17 protein-coding genes are annotated in these 20,742 nt (G+C 37.1%); 9 read left to right on the top strand and 8 right to left on the bottom strand.

Annotated features, from left to right (window positions below; genetic code table 11):
* Positions 1–21 precede the first annotated feature (21 nt).
* From ATZ35_RS16175 to ATZ35_RS16160, 4 genes are read left to right on the top strand one after another with little or no spacing between them, the layout of a single operon-like run.
* Positions 22–1,107 carry an ABC transporter ATP-binding protein gene (locus ATZ35_RS16175; RefSeq protein ID WP_208928141.1) on the top strand — a complete coding sequence of 362 codons (1,086 nt, stop codon included), beginning with the start codon at positions 22–24 and terminating at the stop codon, positions 1,105–1,107.
* 11 nt (positions 1,108–1,118) lie between these two features.
* On the top strand, positions 1,119–1,928 hold the full coding sequence (locus ATZ35_RS16170) for an ABC transporter permease (RefSeq protein ID WP_208928140.1): 810 nt from the start codon (positions 1,119–1,121) through the stop codon (positions 1,926–1,928).
* Positions 1,925–2,761, top strand: a complete 837-nt coding sequence (locus ATZ35_RS16165) for an ABC transporter permease (protein WP_086278972.1) — start codon at positions 1,925–1,927, stop codon at positions 2,759–2,761. The genes ATZ35_RS16170 and ATZ35_RS16165 overlap by 4 nt, the downstream gene beginning before the upstream one ends.
* Positions 2,758–3,831: an ABC transporter substrate-binding protein gene (locus ATZ35_RS16160; RefSeq protein ID WP_208928139.1), complete on the top strand. Its 1,074-nt coding sequence runs from the start codon at positions 2,758–2,760 to the stop codon at positions 3,829–3,831. The genes ATZ35_RS16165 and ATZ35_RS16160 overlap by 4 nt, the downstream gene beginning before the upstream one ends.
* An 88-nt stretch (positions 3,832–3,919) precedes the next feature.
* Here the strand turns inward: ATZ35_RS16160 and ATZ35_RS16155 are convergent, their stop codons facing one another.
* Positions 3,920–5,080, bottom strand: a complete 1,161-nt coding sequence (locus ATZ35_RS16155) for a hydroxymethylglutaryl-CoA synthase (protein ID WP_208928138.1) — start codon at positions 5,078–5,080, stop codon at positions 3,920–3,922.
* Between the two features lie 185 nt (positions 5,081–5,265).
* Between ATZ35_RS16155 and ATZ35_RS16150 the strand changes: the two genes are divergently transcribed.
* Both ATZ35_RS16150 and ATZ35_RS16145 read left to right on the top strand, forming a co-directional pair.
* Positions 5,266–7,707 (top strand): hydroxymethylglutaryl-CoA reductase, degradative, encoded by a 2,442-nt coding sequence (locus ATZ35_RS16150; protein WP_208928137.1) that lies wholly within the window; start codon positions 5,266–5,268, stop codon positions 7,705–7,707.
* A gap of 422 nt (positions 7,708–8,129) precedes the next feature.
* Positions 8,130–9,458 (top strand): glucosaminidase domain-containing protein, encoded by a 1,329-nt coding sequence (locus tag ATZ35_RS16145; RefSeq protein WP_208928136.1) that lies wholly within the window; start codon positions 8,130–8,132, stop codon positions 9,456–9,458.
* Between the two features lie 476 nt (positions 9,459–9,934).
* On the opposite strand, the gene ATZ35_RS16140 is transcribed toward ATZ35_RS16145, so the two are convergent.
* The 4 genes from ATZ35_RS16140 to ATZ35_RS16125 all read right to left on the bottom strand — a co-directional run bounded on the left by ATZ35_RS16140 (position 9,935) and on the right by ATZ35_RS16125 (position 15,760).
* Complete coding sequence (locus ATZ35_RS16140; RefSeq protein WP_208928135.1) at positions 9,935–11,650, bottom strand: ABC transporter permease/substrate binding protein; 1,716 nt, start codon at positions 11,648–11,650, stop codon at positions 9,935–9,937.
* The gene (locus ATZ35_RS16135; RefSeq protein WP_208928134.1) at positions 11,643–12,833 is read right to left on the bottom strand and encodes a quaternary amine ABC transporter ATP-binding protein; all 1,191 of its coding nucleotides are present in this window, start codon (positions 12,831–12,833) and stop codon (positions 11,643–11,645) included. Before ATZ35_RS16135 ends, ATZ35_RS16140 begins: the two co-directional genes overlap by 8 nt.
* 331 nt (positions 12,834–13,164) lie before the next feature.
* Entirely contained in the window at positions 13,165–13,800 is a 636-nt protein-coding gene (locus tag ATZ35_RS16130) for a GntR family transcriptional regulator (protein WP_208928133.1), read from the bottom strand.
* Positions 13,801–13,816: 16 nt separating this feature from the next.
* A complete protein-coding gene (locus ATZ35_RS16125; protein WP_208928132.1) occupies positions 13,817–15,760 on the bottom strand; it encodes an ABC-F family ATP-binding cassette domain-containing protein in 1,944 nt (647 codons plus the stop codon).
* A 216-nt stretch (positions 15,761–15,976) separates the two neighbouring features.
* On the opposite strand from ATZ35_RS16125, the gene ATZ35_RS16120 reads away from it, so the two are divergent.
* Complete coding sequence (locus ATZ35_RS16120; RefSeq protein WP_208928131.1) at positions 15,977–16,642, top strand: redox-sensing transcriptional repressor Rex; 666 nt, start codon at positions 15,977–15,979, stop codon at positions 16,640–16,642.
* Between the two features lie 67 nt (positions 16,643–16,709).
* Here ATZ35_RS16120 and ATZ35_RS16115 read toward each other — a convergent pair whose 3' ends face one another.
* Positions 16,710–17,378, bottom strand: coding sequence for a CPBP family intramembrane glutamic endopeptidase (locus ATZ35_RS16115; RefSeq protein WP_208930518.1), 669 nt, complete (start codon positions 17,376–17,378; stop codon positions 16,710–16,712).
* Positions 17,379–17,453: 75 nt separating this feature from the next.
* Positions 17,454–17,636, bottom strand: a complete 183-nt coding sequence (locus ATZ35_RS16110) for a hypothetical protein (protein ID WP_208928130.1) — start codon at positions 17,634–17,636, stop codon at positions 17,454–17,456.
* Between the two features lie 249 nt (positions 17,637–17,885).
* Here ATZ35_RS16110 and groES point away from each other — a divergent pair, with 249 nt between their 5' ends.
* Both groES and groL read left to right on the top strand, forming a co-directional pair.
* Positions 17,886–18,170, top strand: a complete 285-nt coding sequence (gene groES / locus ATZ35_RS16105; protein WP_010773017.1) for a co-chaperone GroES — start codon at positions 17,886–17,888, stop codon at positions 18,168–18,170.
* A 62-nt stretch (positions 18,171–18,232) separates the two neighbouring features.
* Positions 18,233–19,861 carry a chaperonin GroEL gene (gene groL / locus ATZ35_RS16100; protein WP_086278993.1) on the top strand — a complete coding sequence of 543 codons (1,629 nt, stop codon included), beginning with the start codon at positions 18,233–18,235 and terminating at the stop codon, positions 19,859–19,861.
* 62 nt (positions 19,862–19,923) lie between these two features.
* Here groL and ATZ35_RS16095 read toward each other — a convergent pair whose 3' ends face one another.
* Complete coding sequence (locus ATZ35_RS16095; protein WP_208928129.1) at positions 19,924–20,664, bottom strand: TraX family protein; 741 nt, start codon at positions 20,662–20,664, stop codon at positions 19,924–19,926.
* Between the last annotated feature and the right edge of the window lie 78 nt (positions 20,665–20,742).

The following is a 20,742-nucleotide window of genomic DNA, read 5'->3' as shown; positions in this document are numbered from 1 at the left end:
AATAATAGGAGGCATTAACGAGTGAAAAAAAATATTATTACGTTTGAAAACGTTGTGAAAGAATATGATGATGAAAAAGTATTAAAAAATGTTAGTTTTGAGATTGAACAAGGGAAATTTTATACTCTGTTAGGGCCTTCTGGTTGTGGGAAAACCACAATTTTACGTATTTTAGCAGGTTTTGTCGATGCTACTGAGGGAGATATTTATTTTGATGGACAACGAATCAATGATATCCCAGCAAATAAACGTCAGGTCAATACGGTTTTTCAAGATTATGCTTTGTTTCCCCATATGAATGTCTTTGATAATGTAGCGTTCGGTTTGAAAATCAAAAAGACACCTAAAAAAGAAATTGAAAAAAAAGTCAAAGATGCATTACGGATGGTGCAATTGCCTGGTTATGAGGTGCGTGAAATCAGTGAAATGTCAGGTGGTCAGCGCCAACGTGTGGCTATCGCTCGTGCTATTGTCAATGAGCCTAAGGTTTTATTATTAGATGAACCATTGTCGGCTTTAGATTTGAAATTGCGGACAGATATGCAATATGAGCTCCGTGATTTACAACAACGTTTAGGCATTACCTTTATTTTTGTGACTCATGATCAAGAAGAAGCTTTGGCTATGAGCGATGAGATTTTTGTGATGAACAAAGGGCATATTGTGCAAAGTGGAACACCTGTCGATATTTATGATGAGCCAATCAATCATTTTGTAGCTGATTTTGTAGGAGAAAGTAATATTGTCAACGGTACGATGATTGAAGACAATCTCGTTGAATTTGTCGGCAAACGCTTTGAATGTGTGGATGGCGGCATGCGCCAAAATGAAGCTGTTGAAATCGTATTACGTCCAGAAGACTTAACGATTACTACAGCGGATAAAGGGAAACTAGTCGTGACGGTCGATACACAGTTATTTCGTGGGGTTCATTATGAGATCATTTGTCACGATGAAGATCATAATGAGTGGATGGTTCATTCAACTAGGAAAGCCACAGAAGGTGCCAAGGTTGGACTCTTTTTTGAACCAGAAGATATTCACGTAATGCGCTTCAATGAATCTGAAGAAGAATTTGATGCTCGTTTAGAAAGCTACGAAGAATAGGGGGAAGATTAATGAAAACAATGCGTCGGATTTATTCAATTCCTTATATGATGTGGCTATTATTATTTGTGATTGCACCGGTTTTGATGATCATTTACCAATCGTTTTTCGATATGAATGGACACTTCACTTTGGGAAATTATCAAACTTACTTTACTTCTGGAACCTACTTGAGTATGACCCTAAATTCTGTTTGGTATGCTTTTTTGATTACAATATTTACGCTGTTGATCAGCTATCCTACAGCCTATTTTTTGACTAAGTTAAAACATAAACAATTATGGTTGATGTTAGTGATTTTACCAACTTGGGTCAATTTGTTACTAAAAGCCTATGCGTTTATCGGGATCTTTAGCATTCATGGAAATATTAATGAGTTTTTAAGCTTTATCGGAATTGGACCGCATCAGATTCTATTTACCGATTTTAGTTTTTTGTTTGTCGCGACATATATTGAAATACCCTTTATGATTTTGCCGATTTTCAATGCTTTGGAAGAGCTGAATCCTTCCTTGATCAGTGCGAGTCGTGATTTAGGTGCGAATAGTGTTGAGACGTTTCAGCGGGTGATTTTTCCTCTTTCTTTGAATGGGGTGAAAAGTGGGGTTCAAGCTGTTTTTATTCCGTCACTTTCATTATTCATGCTAACTCGTTTGATTGGTGGAAATCGAGTGATCACACTTGGGACGGCGATCGAAGAGCACTTTATGGTCACACAAAATTGGGGCATGGGTTCAACGATCGGTGTGATTTTGATCGTGGCTATGTTCGTTGTAATGCTATTAACGGGTGAGAAGAAGAAAAAGGGGCGAGTGAAATGACAAAGAAAAAATTTAAATGGTCCTATCTTTATCTGATCATCGTTTTTGCTTTATTGTATGCGCCAATTTTTTACCTGATTTTCTATTCATTCAATGATACTGACACAATGAATACATTTACTGGATTTACACTTGATAACTATACAGCTGTTTTTGAAGATACTCGTTTGTTGATCATTGTGCTGAATACATTCTTGTTGGCCTTTTTATCAGCTCTGCTAGCAACGATGATCGGTACGTTTGGCGCAATGGCCATCTATTATACGAAGAAAAGAAAAACGAGAACAACACTAATGAGCTTTAACAATATTTTACTTGTTTCCCCAGATGTTATTATTGGTGCTAGTTTTTTGATTTTTTTCACTGCCGTTGGATTTATTAGCTTAGGCTTTACTAGTGTTTTATTATCTCATATCGCTTTTAGTATCCCAATCGTTGTGTTGATGGTTTTGCCGAAACTTCAAGAGATGAACGATTCTATGGTCGATGCAGCTCGTGATTTAGGAGCAAATAACTTTCAGGTGATTAAAAATATTATCTTGCCATTTTTAGCGCCAGGTATCATCGCTGGCTATTTTATGGCGTTTACCTACTCACTTGATGATTTTGCCGTGACCTTTTTCGTTACAGGAAATGGATTCTCCACATTATCAGTTGAAATTTATTCTAGAGCAAGACAAGGAATTAGTTTGGAAATCAATGCTTTGAGTGCATTAGTATTTATCTTCTCGATGATTTTAGTGATCGGCTACTATTTTATCAGCCAAGATAATACATCAAAACGAATCAAAAAACTGCGCCGAGAACAGAGTGAGGTGGCTAACCTAAAATGAAAAAACTACAATCTTTGTTTATTGGTATTTTAGTGATCATTTTGATCTTATTTTTAGGCGTACATCAACTGGAAAAAGCGAGTGGTATGGCTGGTGCAGACACATTGACGATTTACAATTGGGGTGACTATATCGACCCTGATCTATTGCGTAAATTTGAAAAAGAATCAGGCTACAAGGTTAATTATGAAACATTCGATTCAAATGAAGCCATGTTTACCAAGATCCAGCAAGGTGGGACCGCTTATGATATTACGATTCCTTCAGAATATATGATTCAAAAAATGATGAAAGAAAAAATGCTCTTACCGATCGATCATAAAAAATTAAAAGGGTTAGAAAACATTGATGAACGCTTTTTGAATTTAGATTTTGATCCGCAAAATAAATACTCGATTCCTTATTTCTGGGGGACGTTAGGCATTATCTATAATGACAAATTCATCGGCAAAGATGAAATCAAGCACTGGGATGATTTATGGAAGCCAGAATTAAAAGATAACGTGATGCTCATTGATGGTGCACGAGAAGTATTGGGATTATCATTGAATAGTTTGGGCTATTCTTTGAACAGCAAGAACAATCAAGAGTTAAGAGCTGCAACGGATAAACTAAATAAACTGACCACAAATGTAAAAGCGATCGTAGCGGATGAAATCAAAATGTATATGATCAATGAAGAAAGTGCAGTAGCTGTGACGTTTTCAGGTGAAGCTGCTGAAATGCTTACGAGCAATGAACATCTGCATTATGTCATTCCAGCAGAAGGATCAAATTTGTGGTTTGACAATATTGTGATTCCTAAAACTGCTAAAAACATTAAAGGCTCATATGATTTTATCAACTTTATGCTACGACCTGAAAATGCTGCTCAAAATGCTGAATACATTGGTTATTCTACACCTAATAAAATAGCTGAAAAACTATTGCCAGAAGAAATCTCTAGCGATGAACAATTTTATCCTAATGATGAAGTTATCAAACATCTGGAGGTTTATGAGGACCTAGGGGCAAAATATTTGGGGATTTATAATGACTTGTTTTTAGAGTTTAAGATGTACCGGAAATAGCAAACCAAATGGAAATATAATAAAACTATTTTAGACTAAACTAAATAACTGAGCCGTAGCAGACAAGTTACGGCTCAGTTATTTAATTTTAGTTATCTGTACGATAATAACGAATATGATTCTCCGCTTTTTCAATCGAATAAGGGACAGGATCTGCAAAAGAGACAGATTGGCCGTCATTCGGTAAACTTTCGCTAAAGACGTTTTCATAGTCTTCTATAGAAAGCTGCTTGCGATTATCAAGAAGCTCTTGATGTTCTACGCTGTGTAACTGATTTTGATACCCTTCTACTAAATAACCAGAGAAAAATTCACTGACAGCGCCAGATCCATAACTGAATAAACCAATTTTTGAACCTGCTTCTAAGGAAAAACTATTTTCTAATAAAGAAATCAACCCTAAATATAATGAACCAGTATATAAGTTCCCAACTCGTCGACTATAAGTAATACTTTCTTCATATTGAGCCATAAGTCGTTCGAGTGTTTTTTCATCAGTTTCTTCAGCAATGCTCAATAGAGCTTTTTTGCCTATTTTTGTATAAGGAATATGGAAGCAAAGAGCAGCATAATCTTCTAAAGTCAACCCAGTTTGCTGTTTATGCTGCGCCCAAACGGTAGCAAAAGATTGAAGATAGGTTTCATTTGATAAAGGACCATCTACCAAAGGAAACTCTTCATAAACAGGTCGCCAGAAATCATAAATATCATTTGTAAAAAATACACTATCATTTTCTAAGACTAACACACGAGGATCTTTACTGATTAAAAGTGCAACAGCACCAGCTCCTTGTGTTGGTTCACCATCTGAATGTAAACCATAGCGAGATAAATCAGAGGCAACCACTAATACTTTACGCTCTGGATGACTTCGTACATAATCTGTTGCCATTTTTATTGCTGCTGTAGCCCCGTAGCAAGCTTCTTTTATCTCAAATGAGCGAGCAAAAGGCTGGATATCTAATAAATGATGAATGATTACAGCCGAAGCTTTTGAAGAATCATAACCGGATTCTGTTCCAACAATCACCATGTCGATTTGTTCTTTATCAGCTTGACTCAAAATTGCAGCCGCTGCATTTGCTCCAAATGTGATAATATCTTGACTAACAGGATTAACCGCCATTTGGTCTTGCCCAATACCAACATGAAACTTCATAGGATCTGTGTCTCTGGCATTTGCAAGGTCAGTCATATCAAGATACAAATTTGGAACATAAAAAGATAACTTATCAATACCAATATTCATAAAAATCTACTTCCCTTCAAATTTAAAAAAGCTCCAATTATAAGGTACCATATTTCCGCAGAAAAGTAGTCAAAAAAAGGCGATAGTTTAAGAATGGTTAAAGAATTTTTAATTTTCTTCTATTTCACAAAAGTAATTGCTTTTGATAGAATAAAAATGCTATATTCTCATGAGGGGGTGCTTTTTTGAAAGAAGTTGTTATTATTGACGCTGCACGTACGCCGATTGGAAAGTATAAAGGCAGTTTAAGTTCTGTTTCGGCAGTAGAGTTAGGCAAAACAGTAGTCAAACAAATTATAGATAGAAATGAAATCAATACCAAAGATATTAAACAAGTTATTTTTGGAAATGTACTGCAAGCAGGTTTAGGACAAAATCCAGCTAGGCAAATCGCTTTAGGTGCAGGATTATCAGAAACAATACCAGCCATGACAATCAATGAAGTGTGTGGCTCAGGTATGAAAGCCGTTATTTTGGCGGAACAATTGATCCAATTAGGAAAAGCTGAGATTGTTGTTGCAGGCGGAGTAGAAAGTATGACGCAAGCACCGAAAATAAAAAAATATCTTGCTGAAACAAATACATATGACACATCAACTTCTAGTATGTGGAACGATGGTTTAAAGGATGCATTTACACAAGAACCAATGGGTGTTACAGCTGAAAAGGTCGCAAAGCAATTCAAGATTAGTCGAGTGGCGCAAGATGAATTTGCATTGAAATCACATCTTAAAGCAGCAAAAGCTCAAAAAGAAGGTCTATTCGCTCAAGAAATACTACCTATAAGATTGGAATCAGGTGAGGTCATTGATGAGGACGAAGGAATTTCTTCAGAGATGACATTGGATCATTTAGAGACATTAAAACCAGCATTTGAAGAAAATGGTACGGTAACAGCAGGAAATTCTTCAACAATCAACGATGGTGCAGCTGTCTTGATTTTAGCTTCAAAAAGCTATGCCATTGAGCAGGGATTGCCTTATTTAGCGACGATCAAAGATTACACCGAGATTGGGATTGACCCTTCTATCATGGGTGTTTCTCCAGTAAAAGCCGTTGGTCAATTATTAGAGAATAATCAATTGAAGATCAGTGATATTGATTTATTCGAAATCAATGAGGCTTTTGCAGCTACATCGATAGCTGTGACCAACGAGCTAGGGTTACCAGAGGATAAAGTCAATACTAAAGGTGGGGGGATCGCTTTGGGGCATCCTATCGGCGCTTCTGGTGCACGGGTCATTACGACACTAGCTCATAGTTTAAAAGCTAAAGGCAAGCAATACGGAATTGCTTCACTGTGTGTAGGTGGAGGGCTTGGCTTAGCCCTATTGATTGAATGTCAAACAGAGACAGATACACAGCGGAAATTTTATCAGTTATCTCGTGAGGAAAGACTACAAAAACTAGAAGATGCTGGAACGATTGATCGAGAGAGCAAAAATGAGCTATTATATAATGTTGCGCTACCAGCAGATATCGCTAATAACTTGATTGAAAATCAAATTAGCGAAATCAGTATACCGCTTGGAATAGCTCAAAACTTCGTGGTCAATGATGCTGAATTCGTTATTCCGATGGCAACAGAAGAACCTTCTGTGATTGCAGCGGCTAGCAATGGCGCGAGGATAGTAAAAATAGCAGGTGGTTTTAGAGCATCGGTCAGCCAACGTTTAATGCGAGGACAGATCGTCTTTTATGATGTTGAGGATGAAAATGAGTTGCGTCGGCTGATTGAAAGCAGAGAAGCTGAGATTTTTGAAGTGGCACGTCAAAGTTATCCTTCGATCATTAAGCGAGGGGGAGGCTTGGAAAAAATGTCGATCCGCTGGTTAGCAGCCTCTCAATTTCTATCACTTGATTTATTCATTGATGTCAAAGATGCCATGGGGGCTAATATTGTCAATACGATTTTAGAAGCTGTGGCGGAGCGTTTACAACAAGAGTTGCCTAACGAGAAAATTTTATTCAGTATCTTAAGTAACTATTCAACAGAGTCATTGGTAACGGCAACTTGTGAGATTCCTTTTTCTCTTTTAAACAAAGGCGAAATCAGCGGGAAATTGGTAGCAGAGAAAATCGTTCAGGCTTCTGAACTAGCAAAAGTTGATCCTTATCGAGCTGCAACGCACAATAAGGGCATTATGAATGGCATTGATGCAGTTGTTTTAGCAACTGGAAACGATACTAGAGCGATTGCAGCTGCTTGTCATGCGTATGCGGTGAAAGAGGGCCAATATCGTGGATTGAGCTGTTGGAGCATGAAAGAAGAGACGCTGGTTGGGACTCTGACTGTTCCGTTAGCCATTGCAACCGTAGGTGGGGCAACGAATGTGTTGCCCAAAGCTAAAATTGCTTTAGAAATATTGAAAGTTGATTCGGCAATTTCGTTAATGGAAGTTATAGCCGCCTTGGGACTTGCCCAAAATTTAGCTGCTCTCAAAGCATTAGTAACAGAAGGGATTCAAAAAGGACATATGTCAATGCAAAGCCGTTCACTTGCTTTAACTGTTGGAGCAATTGGGGATGAAGTGGGGAAAGTAACAGCTTTATTAGAAAATCAAAAGCCGTTAAATCAGGAAATAGCTAGAGCGATTTTAAAAAAAGTTAGATTGGCTGAAAAGTAATAAAATAAGCGTTATTTTACTATTGCTACTTATTTTTAACAAAATCGCTCTCTTTTTGACTGAAACGTGAATTTTTTTCGAAACTTTCCAATCTTTTGAGTCAAGTGCAAGATTTTCCAACATACTTATGGTAAAATAAACTCAACTTATAGAAGGTTAAATGCGGTTTTTAGAGGAAATGGGTAGGTGAAGCTATGGAGAAACATCACAAGAAGTGCAAGAACAATCGGAAGTTCATGATATTCTCACACTCAGAATGCTTTACTAGCTTAAGAAGCTACAGTCAGATTTAGCACTTTAAAATCACGACAAGGTCACCCAACTGCTTAAAATCAGGCAGTTCTATGGAGACAACCTAAAAATGAGTGATGGATTCTAAAAAATAATTGAATCTTTAATACATGTGAGAGGAACTAAAATGAATGAAAAGAAAACTATTATCACTCCAGATGATTTGTGTATTGCTCAGTGTTAATTTAATCCCTGTGATTAGCCATGCAGATGAATTAACTCAGTCGGAATCGGAATCAAATGTTATCGAAGAAAGTCCAACCGAAACAACGGATACTTCTTCAACAGAAGTAACGCCGCCCACAACCGATTCATCAACTTCAGAAACGGAAACTGGGACGACTGAAACAACAACTGATACGACAACAGAATCTTCAGAAACGGTCCAACCTCCTGCAAACAGTCATGAGGAAGTACCTGTAACTCCGCAGCCAGGTGCACCCGTTGAACCAGCACCTGCAGAAACGGCACCGGTAGAAGTACCACAACCAGCGCCTGTTTATGATGCAGCTGCACAATTGAATCAAGACATCAAAGTCTTGAAAAACGAACCAACAGAAACATTTATTCGCCGTATCGGTGAAAAAGCCCGTGCTGTTGGACAAAAAAATGATCTCTACGCATCTGTCATGATTGCCCAAGCTATTTTGGAGACAGGTTCTGGTAACAGTGATTTGAGTCAACAACCATATCATAATCTTTTCGGAATCAAAGGGGAGTACAAAGGAGAAAAAGTTGTCTTTTCTACACAGGAAGATGACGGATCTGGTAATTGGTACTCAATCGATGCATCTTTTAAAAAATACCCTAGCTACAAAGAGTCTTTTGAAGACTACGCTAAGTTGATGAAAGAAGGCATTGATTCAAATAAAGAAATCTATTCAGGAACATGGAAAGCCAATGCAGTTAGTTATCGTGAAGCAACGAAATCTTTAACTGGTGTTTATGCTACTGATACTAGCTACGATCAAAAGCTGAATGCATTTATCGAAGAATATGATTTGACTGAATACGATAAGGAAAAACCATCTACATCAACTAGTGGTATTATCGTAACGGATAGTCATCCAGATAGTGATTTTAAAGAATACACTGGAGAAACTTATACTGGTTCAGAAGCTTATGCAGCAGGTAATTGTACGCAATATGTTTATAATCGTATCGTTCAATTAGATGGTTATGTTGAAACAACTATGGGTAACGGGATGGACTGGGGTGCAACAGGAAAAGCCAATGGTTATGAAGTAACAAACAAACCAAAAGCAGGTACCGCAGTTAGCTTCCAACCTACAGTTGCAGGAGCAGATGGAACATATGGACATGTGGCATTTGTAGAGCATGTCTATGAAGATGGTTCAATCCTAATTTCAGAAATGAATGTAGCTGGTTTAGGGATGGTTTCATTTAGAGTGATTGACAAAGACACTGCCAATACACTAGCGTATGTAACACCTAAATAATAAAAATAGACCAATGATTATGTCTAACGGAATACGTTAGATAGGATCATTGGTTTTTCTTATAAGAAAATAGTATTTAGGTTTTCTTAAGTATTCTATAGAAAACCTAAATGATTTAGGCATAGTTTCTTCAAATCTTCCAGTTATTATAAATACATACCCAATAACAAACCCAAACAAAACACTTTTTCATTTTTACTCCTCAAGTAAAAAAGAACTCCTTTCCGCTCGGTCACCCAGCCGAGCGGTATTTGCTGTGAATCACTACACTGCGTTTCGATCTCATCAATTTCTAAGAGCTAAATCTCTAAGAATTGAAGGACTACGACTGGCTTCGCCAGAGCAGATGATGAACAGTACTTGGCGACCAGAGGGAGAGAAGTTCCCATACTAGGAATCACGTCAAAGCTAAAAGGCAAAAAAGCATTCCAAAATAAAAAAAGAACTGACCACAATTATCATGGTCAGTTCTTTTTTTATTTTTTCCACTCAGCTACTTCTTTTGAGTGACTGTCTATCCAGTCTCTGGCAGCTTGAGTTGGTTCAGTTCCGTTATTGATTTCCAACATTACAGATTCCATATCTTCTTTTGTCCAATGGAAATTTTTCAAGATGTTATAGGCTTCAGGATTTTCTTTTTCTAATCCTTTTCTAGCCATTGTGTGAATTGTTTCTTCTTTGCCCATTGTGCCTTTTGGATCTTCTAAATATTTAAGATCGTATTTAGCAAACATCCAATGTGGAGACCAACCCGTAATAACAATCTCTTCTTTGTTTTTGATGGCTTGTCCAAGAGCAACGGTCATGGCACCAGAAGAAGAAGTTTCAACTGACCAATCAGATAAGTTGTTATAAGCTTTTTGTGTTTTTTCAGCAGCCGCAACAACACCTGCACCAGGTTCGATCCCGGTGATTTTTTTACCAGCTTGATCTTTTAAATCTTCAATTGAATTAACGTCCATGTATTGTGGAACAACGATACCAAGTTTAGCACCTTTTAAGTTTTCACCTAAATCATCCACTTTATTTTTATATTGTTTGTATTGCTCACCATGAGTTCCAGGAAGCCAAGCGGCAACCATTGCATCTGTTTCCCCTTTTGAGAGAGATTCCCACATAATGGCATTATCTAGCGGTGTCAGTGAGACATTGTAACCAACATCTTTTAACACTTCACCGATCACATGAGTTGAGGCAACTTCTGTATCCCATTCTACATAAGAAAGAGAAATATTTTTTTCTTCATTTTTTGCAGAAGAGAACAGAGTAGAGCCGGCGATCAAAGCGATAATCGCTACAATAGCAACAGCAGTGCCACCAATTTTTTGTTTTTTAGATAATTTTGATTTAGCTGGCGTTGATTTTTTCTTATTTAAATTTTGAGTAAAACGATCAATGATAATCGCTAAAATAACTAAAGCAACCCCATTAACAAAACCATTTCCGACTTGGGCACGTTGTAAGGCAGAAAGAACGCCGCGGCCAAGTCCAGGAGCACCGATCATTGATGCGATAACCACCATAGAAAGTGCCAGCATTGTTGTCTGGTTGACCCCCGCCATGATCGTATTTTTAGCTAATGGTAACTCAAGTTTGAATAGTTTTTGCCAACCGGTACTACCAAATGAATCAGAAGCTTCAACTAATTCTTTCGGTACTTGACGAATCCCAAGATTGGTAAAACGAACAGTTGGTGGCAATGCAAAGATCACTGAGGCAAATACCCCAGGAACCATCCCGATTCCGAAGAATGCCACTGCAGGAATCAAATACACAAATCCAGGCATTGTTTGCATGAAATCTAAAATAGGGGTAATAATGCTTTGCGCTTTATTACTTTTTGCCATTAAAATTCCTAATGGTACACCAATGACGATGGAAACTACACTAGAAAGTAAAACTAAAGTTACGGTACTCATTAAATCTGTCCATAAATTTTGATTGTAAATGAAAAGTAACCCGATCAGTGTGAACAAGCTTAAACCAATTTTCTTATTTGAAATAAAAAATGCAATGGCAGTTAAAATAATGATAAATAGTACGGGAGGAATCGCAACTAATAGAGAGGTGATTCCGTCCATTAAACTTTGACCTGTTGATTGGAAGAAACTGAAAACTCCTGAAAAAGTATTCGTCATCCATTCTGTGATCGTTTCTACCCAACTTGCTACTGGTAATTGATAATTATTCATTGATATTCACCTCTGTTTCTGCTAATGCTTCAAGAACGCTGCCTCGAATGACGACACCAAGCAATTTATTGTTGTCCGTTACAGCAACTGGTGTAGGTGAATCATAGATGATTGGAAAAATATCGTTGACGAGCATATCTTTGTCGATAGAAGTGATATCTGTATCCACATAATCAGTTAATGGTTTACCTGCTTTACGTGCTTCTAACGCTCGCTCAGCTCGGACGACCCCTTTTAGTTGACGTTTTTTATCAACAGCTAAAAGCATACTAACTTCTTCTTGACGCATCCGTGTTAAAGCAACCGTTGGGCCGTCAATTTCAATATTAGTTGTTAATGCAGGAACCATGATATTTTGAGCAGTTAAAACCTTAGAACGATCCACATCTTCAACGAAGGTACGAACGTAATCATTGGCTGGGTTTGTTAAGATTTCTTCACCAGTACCAATTTGCATAATCTGACCGTCTTTCATTAGAGCAATTCGATCGCCGATACGTAATGCTTCATTTAAATCATGTGTGATAAAGATGATCGTCTTTTTCACATTTTCTTGTAGATCTACTAATTCATCTTGCATTTCTCGACGAATCAACGGATCAAGAGCAGAAAAGGCTTCATCCATCAGTAAAATTTCTGGATCGTTAGCTAAGGCTCTGGCTAAGCCAACACGTTGTTGCATTCCGCCAGACAGCTGTTTAGGAAACTGATCTTTAAAAGCGAGTAAGCTTGAGTTTTCTAACGCTTGTTCGGCTTTAGCAGTACGTTCTTCTTTTGGGACACCGCGAACTTCTAAACCATATTCTGTATTTTCTAAAATGGTGCGGTGAGGGAATAGACCGAAATTTTGGAATACCATGCTCATCTTATTACGACGAACTTCTCTAAGGCCTTCTTTATCCAATTTTGAGATATCTTGATTATCAATAAAAATATTTCCTGAAGTTGGCTCGATCAGGCGGTTCAAAAGACGAATCAACGTAGACTTCCCACTACCTGAAAGTCCCATGATCACGAAGATTTCCCCTTCTTCTACTTCAAAATTTACATCGTAAACCCCGACAGTAGCACCAGTCTTCTTCAAGATCTCGGTCTTATCCTTGTTTTCTTTGATCATATCCAGTGCTTGCTTTGATCTTTTACCGAATATTTTTGTTAAATGCGATACTTTTACTTTGGGCAAAACAAAATTCCTCCTTATTTTAAAAGCTTAGCAGGCTCGTCCAGCTCTGACAGGAAAATAGGAAAATCAGAATGTGGCGTTATTTGCCACAATCGGATTTTATCTTTTTCCCAAAGAGCTAGCCTGCGAAGCTATATAACACTAAAAGTTCAATACACTCTTTCTTTTTGCTTTTACAGAGTAATGTAAAGAAAATCAATTTCTTTTCTGTAAAAAAAGTGACCATTCTAGGTTAACATCGGCTAGTCACTTTGTCAAATTGCTTGCTTTATAGATAAGAAGAAAGAAAAAAGAGCTATCAATCCACAAATGGGGTTGATAACTCTTTAGATTATGAATTTGGGTAGAAAAAATTCTGAACTCGTTGCAACGTTGATTCATGACCGACAAAATAAATTGTATCACCAGAAGTAAGCTTTGCATAGGGTCCAGGGGAGACTAGCAGTTCGTCTCCATGCTTGATTGCAATCAGAGTAGCAGAGGTGCTTTGCCATAAATTCAATTCGCTGATCGTCATTTCAAGATGCACTGCATCATCCGTTAGCGTAAAAGTGACTGGATTCAACGGGTTGAATGAGTCAAAACGTTTCGTTTGGCCAACAAGTTTATCTAATATTTCTGAAAAGTAGCTTAATTCTTCTTTTTGTTTTTTGACACTGCTGATCAGGTTTTCTTTTAAGTCATGGATCGATTGGACATCCTGGTATTGATCGACGAAAAGCTTGGCTTTCTCAATTGAATGAACATAAAAGCCGCTGCCATGCTTGGCTTGGACAATTTCTAAATCAACTAATACACTGATTGCCTTACGTGCAGTTTCAGGAGATACACTGTATTTATTTGCCAGAGTAGATCGTGCGTGGATTTTATCTCCAACTAAAAAAGTTTGATCAACAATTTTGGAGGCTACATCAACAGCAATTTGTTGATACTTAGGTTGTGTTACATTCATACGTTTTGACGTCATGATTGTCCACCTTTCGTCAATTATTTTCTTCTAACTCTTCAAGCTCTAAACTAAGATTTTCCCACTCCGTCAACAATTGTTCTTGTTGAGTTCGCTGGGCTTCTAATGACTCGTTCAAAGCCATAAGTTGCATGTGGTCATCGACGAGCTTTGGATCACTCATCGTTTGTTCGATTTCTGCAATCGTCGTATCCAAAGTAGCTAAATTTTCTTCGATTTGCGTGATTTTGCGACTTAAATTACGTACTATTTTTTGTTGTTCTTTATTTTGATAAAAATCATTTTTTGGTTTTGCGGTTTCAGTTTGTTTTACGGAAGTTTGTTCAGCTAATAGGGCAGCCAATTCTTCTTCTTCCTTTTTCTTTTCTAAATAGTAATCGTAATCACCTAAATAGAGCTTACTGCCAGTTTCAGAAAGTTCAATCACTTTGGTGGCAATTCGATTAATAAAATAGCGGTCATGGGAGACAAATAAAAGTGTACCTTCATAATCAATCAAGGCATTTTCTAAGACTTCTTTATTATCTATGTCTAAATGGTTGGTTGGTTCATCAAGAATTAAAAAGTTTTCTTTATCCATTGAAAGTTTAGCTAATGCAACACGGGCTTTTTCACCGCCGCTTAACAGAGGAATTGTTTTTTCAACATCATTTCCACTAAATAAAAAGCTACCTAAAATATTACGAATGTCTTTTTCAGGAGTAGTAGGATGTTCATCCCACAGCTCTGCTAAAACTGTTTTTGTGCCATGCAAGTTGGCTTGTTCCTGGTCATAATAGCCAATTTGTACATTAGTTCCAAGCGTTGCGCTACCTTTAATGAAGGGAATTTTTCCAATTATCGATTTTAGCAATGTTGATTTTCCAATTCCGTTAGGACCGACCAGAGCAATGGCTTCTTGTCGCCGAATATCTATTGAAACAGGTTCAGATAAGATACGAGCGTCATACCCAATAGCGGCATCTTCTACTTGTAAGACGACATTTCCAGAAACTTTCTCAATTCCAAAAAGAAAATTTGCTGATTTTTCATCTCCTTGAGGGCGGTCTAGGCGTTCCATTTTCTCTAACGTTTTGCGGCGACTTTGTGCTCGTTTGGTCGTGGAAGCTCTAACTAAATTACGGGCGACAAAATCCTCGAGCTTGTTGATTTCAGTTTGTTGTTTTTCGTATGCTTTCCATTCACTGGTCAGCTGCTCGGCTTTTAATTCCAAATATTTTGAATAATTTCCTTTGTAATAACGCATTTTATGGCGACTGATCTCATAGACCTCATTAACAACTTTATCCAAAAAGTAGCGGTCATGTGAAACAATCAAAAGAGCACCAGAATAATTAGGTAAATAGTTCTCCAACCAAGAAAGAGTGTCGATATCTAAATGGTTGGTTGGTTCATCGAGGATCAAGATATCAGGTTTTTGCAGTAACATTCGAGCTAAAGCCAAACGAGTTTTTTGTCCCCCAGATAACGTACTGATATTTTTTGAATAAAATTCTTCTTTAAAGCCAAAACCATGCAAGACCGAACGAATCTCGTTCTCATAACCATAGCCATTTTTTTCTGAAAACTCGTGCTGTAAGCGATCATATTCTTTCATAACCGATTCATAATTTGATGCATCTGGTAACAGTTCACTAATGATCAATTCAAGTTCACGCATTCGTTTTTCCATTGTGATGACTTCAGCAAAAGCTTCAAGCATTTCATCCCACACGGTTTTATTAGAATCAAGTCCTGTATCTTGGGCCAAATAGCCTAAACTAGCTGTTTTATTTTTAGCAATCGTGCCGGCATCAGGTGCATCGATTCCAGCGATGATTTTTAAAAGAGTAGATTTACCAGCACCATTGCGGCCGACTAAGGCAATCCGGCTGTTTGTACTGATCTCCATTTGTATGTTATCAAACAAAGTGTCCGCACCGAAATAACGGGCGATTTGATTTGCTTGGAGTAAAATCATAGGGTAACCTCATTTCTATTTCAATGCCTTTAGTGTAGCATAAATTGATTCAAAATAGCACCCATCCAACAGCTTGAGAAAAAAATTATCAGAACAATTTTAAGAAAGTTTGAAAAATGTTTCTTTTTCTGAGCTGTAAGATTGCTTTTTATCTGGAACAACTGCTATTATGAGAGGTGGATATTTGTCTATATTTAGAGTATTGGAGGTACGATTGTGAAAGACCAAATTATTCCAAAAGCAACGGCAAGACGCCTTCCCCTATATTATCGTTATTTGAGAATTCTGCATGATGCAGGAAAAAATAAAGTATCATCTACTGAGTTAAGCGAAGCGGTTCAAGTAGATAGCGCAACGATTCGACGTGATTTTTCTTATTTCGGCGAATTAGGTAAGCGCGGCTATGGTTATGATGTAGAGAATTTGATGAATTTCTTTGCAAAGACACTGAATGATGATGAATTAACGAATGTCGCTTTGATTGGTGTAGGTAACTTAGGTAGTGCCTTACTAAAATATAAATTCCATCAAAGCAACAGTATTCGTGTAAGTTGTGCCTTTGATGTCAACGATGACATTGTAGGAAGAATTGTTGATGGTATTCCGGTTTATCCAATGACGGATATGATGGAACAAATTCGAGTACAGCAAATCGAAGTGGCTATTTTAACTTTACCTGCTAGAAAAGCGCAAGAAGTTGTTAGCCAATTAGCAGATGCTGGAGTAAAAGGGATCTTGAACTTTACAGCAGCTCGATTAGTAGCACCTACAGACGTGTTGATCCAAAACGTGGATTTGACGAATGAATTACAAACGTTGATTTATTTCTTGCATCACGACAGTGAATTAGTCGATACAGAAATCGAAAACGAAAAAGAGTAATAAAAATCCCATATGATTGCATTTTAAGAAATGCAATCATATGGGATTTATTTGTTTAGACTATTCTCTATTTTGGTAATTCGATATTGGCATAATGCATCACCAGTTGGGCAATCACAACGAGTGTGTTCATTCCACAATGCGCAATGATCGAGGTCCAAATTTTTCCAGTCATTTTATAAAGTAGCGCGAAAAAGAAGCCCATGAAAAAATAAACAAAAAAATGACCGTCTTGATGAATCACTGAAAATAATGAGGAGCTTATAATAGCTGAAATCCAAAAACCGGTATAACTTTCTGTCAATCCAATCAAAGAACGACGAAAAACGAATTCTTCCATAATCGGTCCGCCAATCGTAGTTGCTAAGATAAATAGTGGATTAGCTAAAATAACAGCAATGATATTTTGAGTATTTTGGGAGCTAGGTTGAACGCCAGTAATTGCTGTTTCAATACTAAAGACAATGGCTTGAATGATCATAGCTATAAAGATCCCACTAAAGCCAAGCAACATAACGAAAACAGGTGATCTGAGTTTAGCGTTTTGCTCAACTTGAGTTATAGCAGTTTTTTTATTGTTGAAATAAAGCCAAATCATCAAAACAGCCCCGAGGATATAAGTAAATGTTGTGCCTCCAATGACAATGTCAGGTGAAAATGGTCTAAAAATAAATGGAGAGAAAAAGACAAGTCCATAGAGTAGGATTGTTGTAATGCTTAATTTTTTTATAGACATAGTTGTTGACATAAAAGCAGAGAACTCCTTTCAAAATTGTTAGCATAAAGAAAAGTATAGTATAAACAGTTTGGGTTACTTCTTATGCTTATTACGATAGCCTAATAATAGAAAGATAAATACGAAGAAGAATGCTGCTTCCCACAAAGTCGTTGTCCAATCAAATCGTCTGGTTACACCAAAAAAGAAATTACCAACATTTGCAATGATCAAATAAAGTCCTGTAGCCATCAAAGCGCCTGTGATTCGTTGTTTCATTTCTATCGCCTCTCTTTCTATAAGTATTTTACCACGAAATGATTCAGAGGAAAGGAATAATCGAGTCAAAAGGAAAAAATGCTTTGTCGTCTATTAAATTTAGAAATAGAAATAAGGAAAGAATTATTTTATAAAATTAGTCAAAAGACTTGCAAAGTGAAGGGGAAATGAGTATTATAAATAGTGTGAGTTAGCACTCGATAACCAAGAGTGCTAACATAGAAAAATTTTTTTATGGAGGGATTTATTGTGTTAAAACCATTAAGCGATCGCGTCGTTATTGAAGTCGCGAAAGAAGAAGAAAAAACAGTAGGCGGTATCGTATTAGCATCAGCAGCTCAAGAAAAGCCGCAAACAGGAAAAGTTATCGCAGTAGGTGAAGGCCGTGTACTAGAAAACGGAACAAAAGTTCCTGCTGCTGTTAAAGAAGGCGACACAGTAATGTTTGAAAAATACTCTGGTACAGAAGTTAAATATGAAGGTAATGAATACTTGATCGTTTCTGGAAAAGATATTATTGCGATCGTTGAATAGATCGTTTAAAACAGAGACAAAACCATTTAAATAAAAAAATACTATTTTGAGGTGAAGGAATTATGGCAAAAGAAATTAAATTCGCAGAAGATGCACGCGCAGCAATGCTTCGTGGTGTAGATATTTTAGCTGATACAGTAAAAGTAACATTAGGCCCTAAAGGCCGCAACGTTGTTTTAGAAAAATCTTTTGGTTCACCACTGATCACAAATGATGGTGTGACAATTGCTAAAGAAATCGAATTAGAAGATCACTTTGAAAACATGGGTGCTAAACTAGTTTCTGAAGTTGCTTCTAAAACCAATGATATCGCTGGGGATGGAACAACAACAGCTACTGTTTTGACACAAGCAATTGTACGTGAAGGCTTGAAAAACGTTACTGCAGGGGCTAATCCATTAGGCATTCGCCGTGGGATCGAATTAGCAACAAAAACTGCGGTTGAAGAATTACACAATATTTCAACTGTTGTTGATTCAAAAGAGGCTATCGCTCAAGTAGCGGCTGTTTCTTCTGGTGATGAACGTGTTGGCCAATTGATTGCGGATGCAATGGAAAAAGTTGGTAATGACGGTGTGATTACCATCGAAGAATCAAAAGGGATCGAAACTGAATTAGACGTAGTTGAAGGAATGCAATTTGACCGTGGTTACTTATCACAATATATGGTAACAGATAATGATAAAATGGAAGCCGTTTTAGAAAATCCATATATCTTGATTACGGACAAAAAAATCTCGAATATTCAAGATATTTTACCTTTGTTAGAACAAATTTTACAACAAAGCCGTCCATTATTGATCATCGCTGATGACGTAGATGGTGAAGCTTTACCAACATTAGTGTTAAACAAAATCCGTGGAACATTCAACGTTGTAGCTGTAAAAGCTCCTGGATTTGGTGATCGTCGTAAAGCAATGCTTGAAGATATTGCAATGTTAACAGGTGCTACAGTGATCACAGACGATTTAGGTCTTGAATTAAAAGACACAACTATTGATAACCTTGGGAATGCAAGCAAAGTGGTTGTAGATAAAGACAATACAACAATCGTTGAAGGTGCTGGCGAAAAAGCTGGTATTGATGCTCGTATCCAATTAATCAAAAACCAAATTGCAGAAACAACTTCTGATTTTGACCGTGAAAAACTACAAGAACGTTTAGCTAAATTAGCAGGCGGTGTAGCCGTAGTCAAAGTTGGTGCTGCAACAGAAACAGAATTAAAAGAATTGAAATTACGAATTGAAGATGCGTTGAATGCAACACGTGCAGCCGTTGAAGAAGGTATGGTTTCCGGTGGTGGAACAGCCTTAGTCAATGTTATTGGTAAAGTAACTGCATTAGATGTTGAAGGCGATGTAGCAACTGGTGTGAAAATCGTAGTTCGTGCATTAGAAGAACCAATTCGTCAAATCGCTGAAAATGCGGGCTATGAAGGCTCAGTAATTGTTGATAAATTGAAAAATATTGATTTAGGTATTGGCTTCAATGCTGCAACAGGCGAGTGGGTAAACATGGTAGAAGCAGGAATCGTTGACCCAACAAAAGTAACTCGTTCAGCATTGCAAAACGCTGCATCTGTTTCAGCTTTACTGTTAACTACAGAAGCCGTAGTTGCAGATAAACCTGAACCAGCAGGAGCAAGCATGCCTCCAATGGATCCTTCAATGGGTATGGGCGGTATGATGTAATACAAATAAAAAACAAGCTGACATTTTTAGATGTTGGCTTGTTTTTTTACAATGATTTTCTGTTAAATCAGGTAAGGTACAACCAAAAATTGTTGAATTGCAAAAAGAACGAGTAAATGAACGGGATAAAACCAATAAAAAAAATATTTCCATTGTTTACCACGTTGCCCGTTGTAAAAATAAATTGGTATAAAAGCAAACAGCCCAAACCAACTATTTTGTAAAAGAACCAATCCGCCTAAAATACACTTCAACAATGAAGAACGCCTAAATAGATACAAAATAGTGATGAGTAAAATACCGATCCAGCCACCATAATCCGTTTGGAGCCACTCTGCTAAAAATACTCCGCTACCAATGAATATCAGTGAGAGTATGCTGTTTTTAATAGAAGTAAATGTATATTTTTCTACCCCTATAATGACCACTAAACCAATTACTAACGTGAAGAATACATTTTGACTGTCAAAATCAATAACGCGATGTGAAAAAGCTAAATCGTAAGGGACTTCTGAAATCAGTGCAAATAAGGAAAGCCGTACCAAATATCTTCTAGTATTAGAAGTATGGACAAAGCCTTCAACCAATAAAAAACAAAACAATGGAAAAGCAATCCTTCCAATTAGAATAAATATAGGGAAAAGGATTTGGCTTAAACCAAATAGCTTAGTTGTTTCTACCATATAAGGAAGAGCTCCATTTATGAAAGGTCGAAAAGAAATGATTTTTGCTATATGGTCGAGTAACATTGTAACAATGGCGATCCATTTTAACTGGCTACCTGAAAAAAATTTAGGCTTCAATAGATCACTCCTTTTAAGATAGATAGTTAGACTCTATTAGTTTACCATAGATAACCAACTACTTTAGCTAAAATCTTA

This window comes from Enterococcus rotai, assembly GCF_001465345.1.
Taxonomy (GTDB): Bacteria; Bacillota; Bacilli; order Lactobacillales; family Enterococcaceae; genus Enterococcus_L; species Enterococcus_L rotai.
Note: the sequence above shows the minus strand (reverse complement) of the source record. Positions and strands in the feature narration are given on the sequence as shown.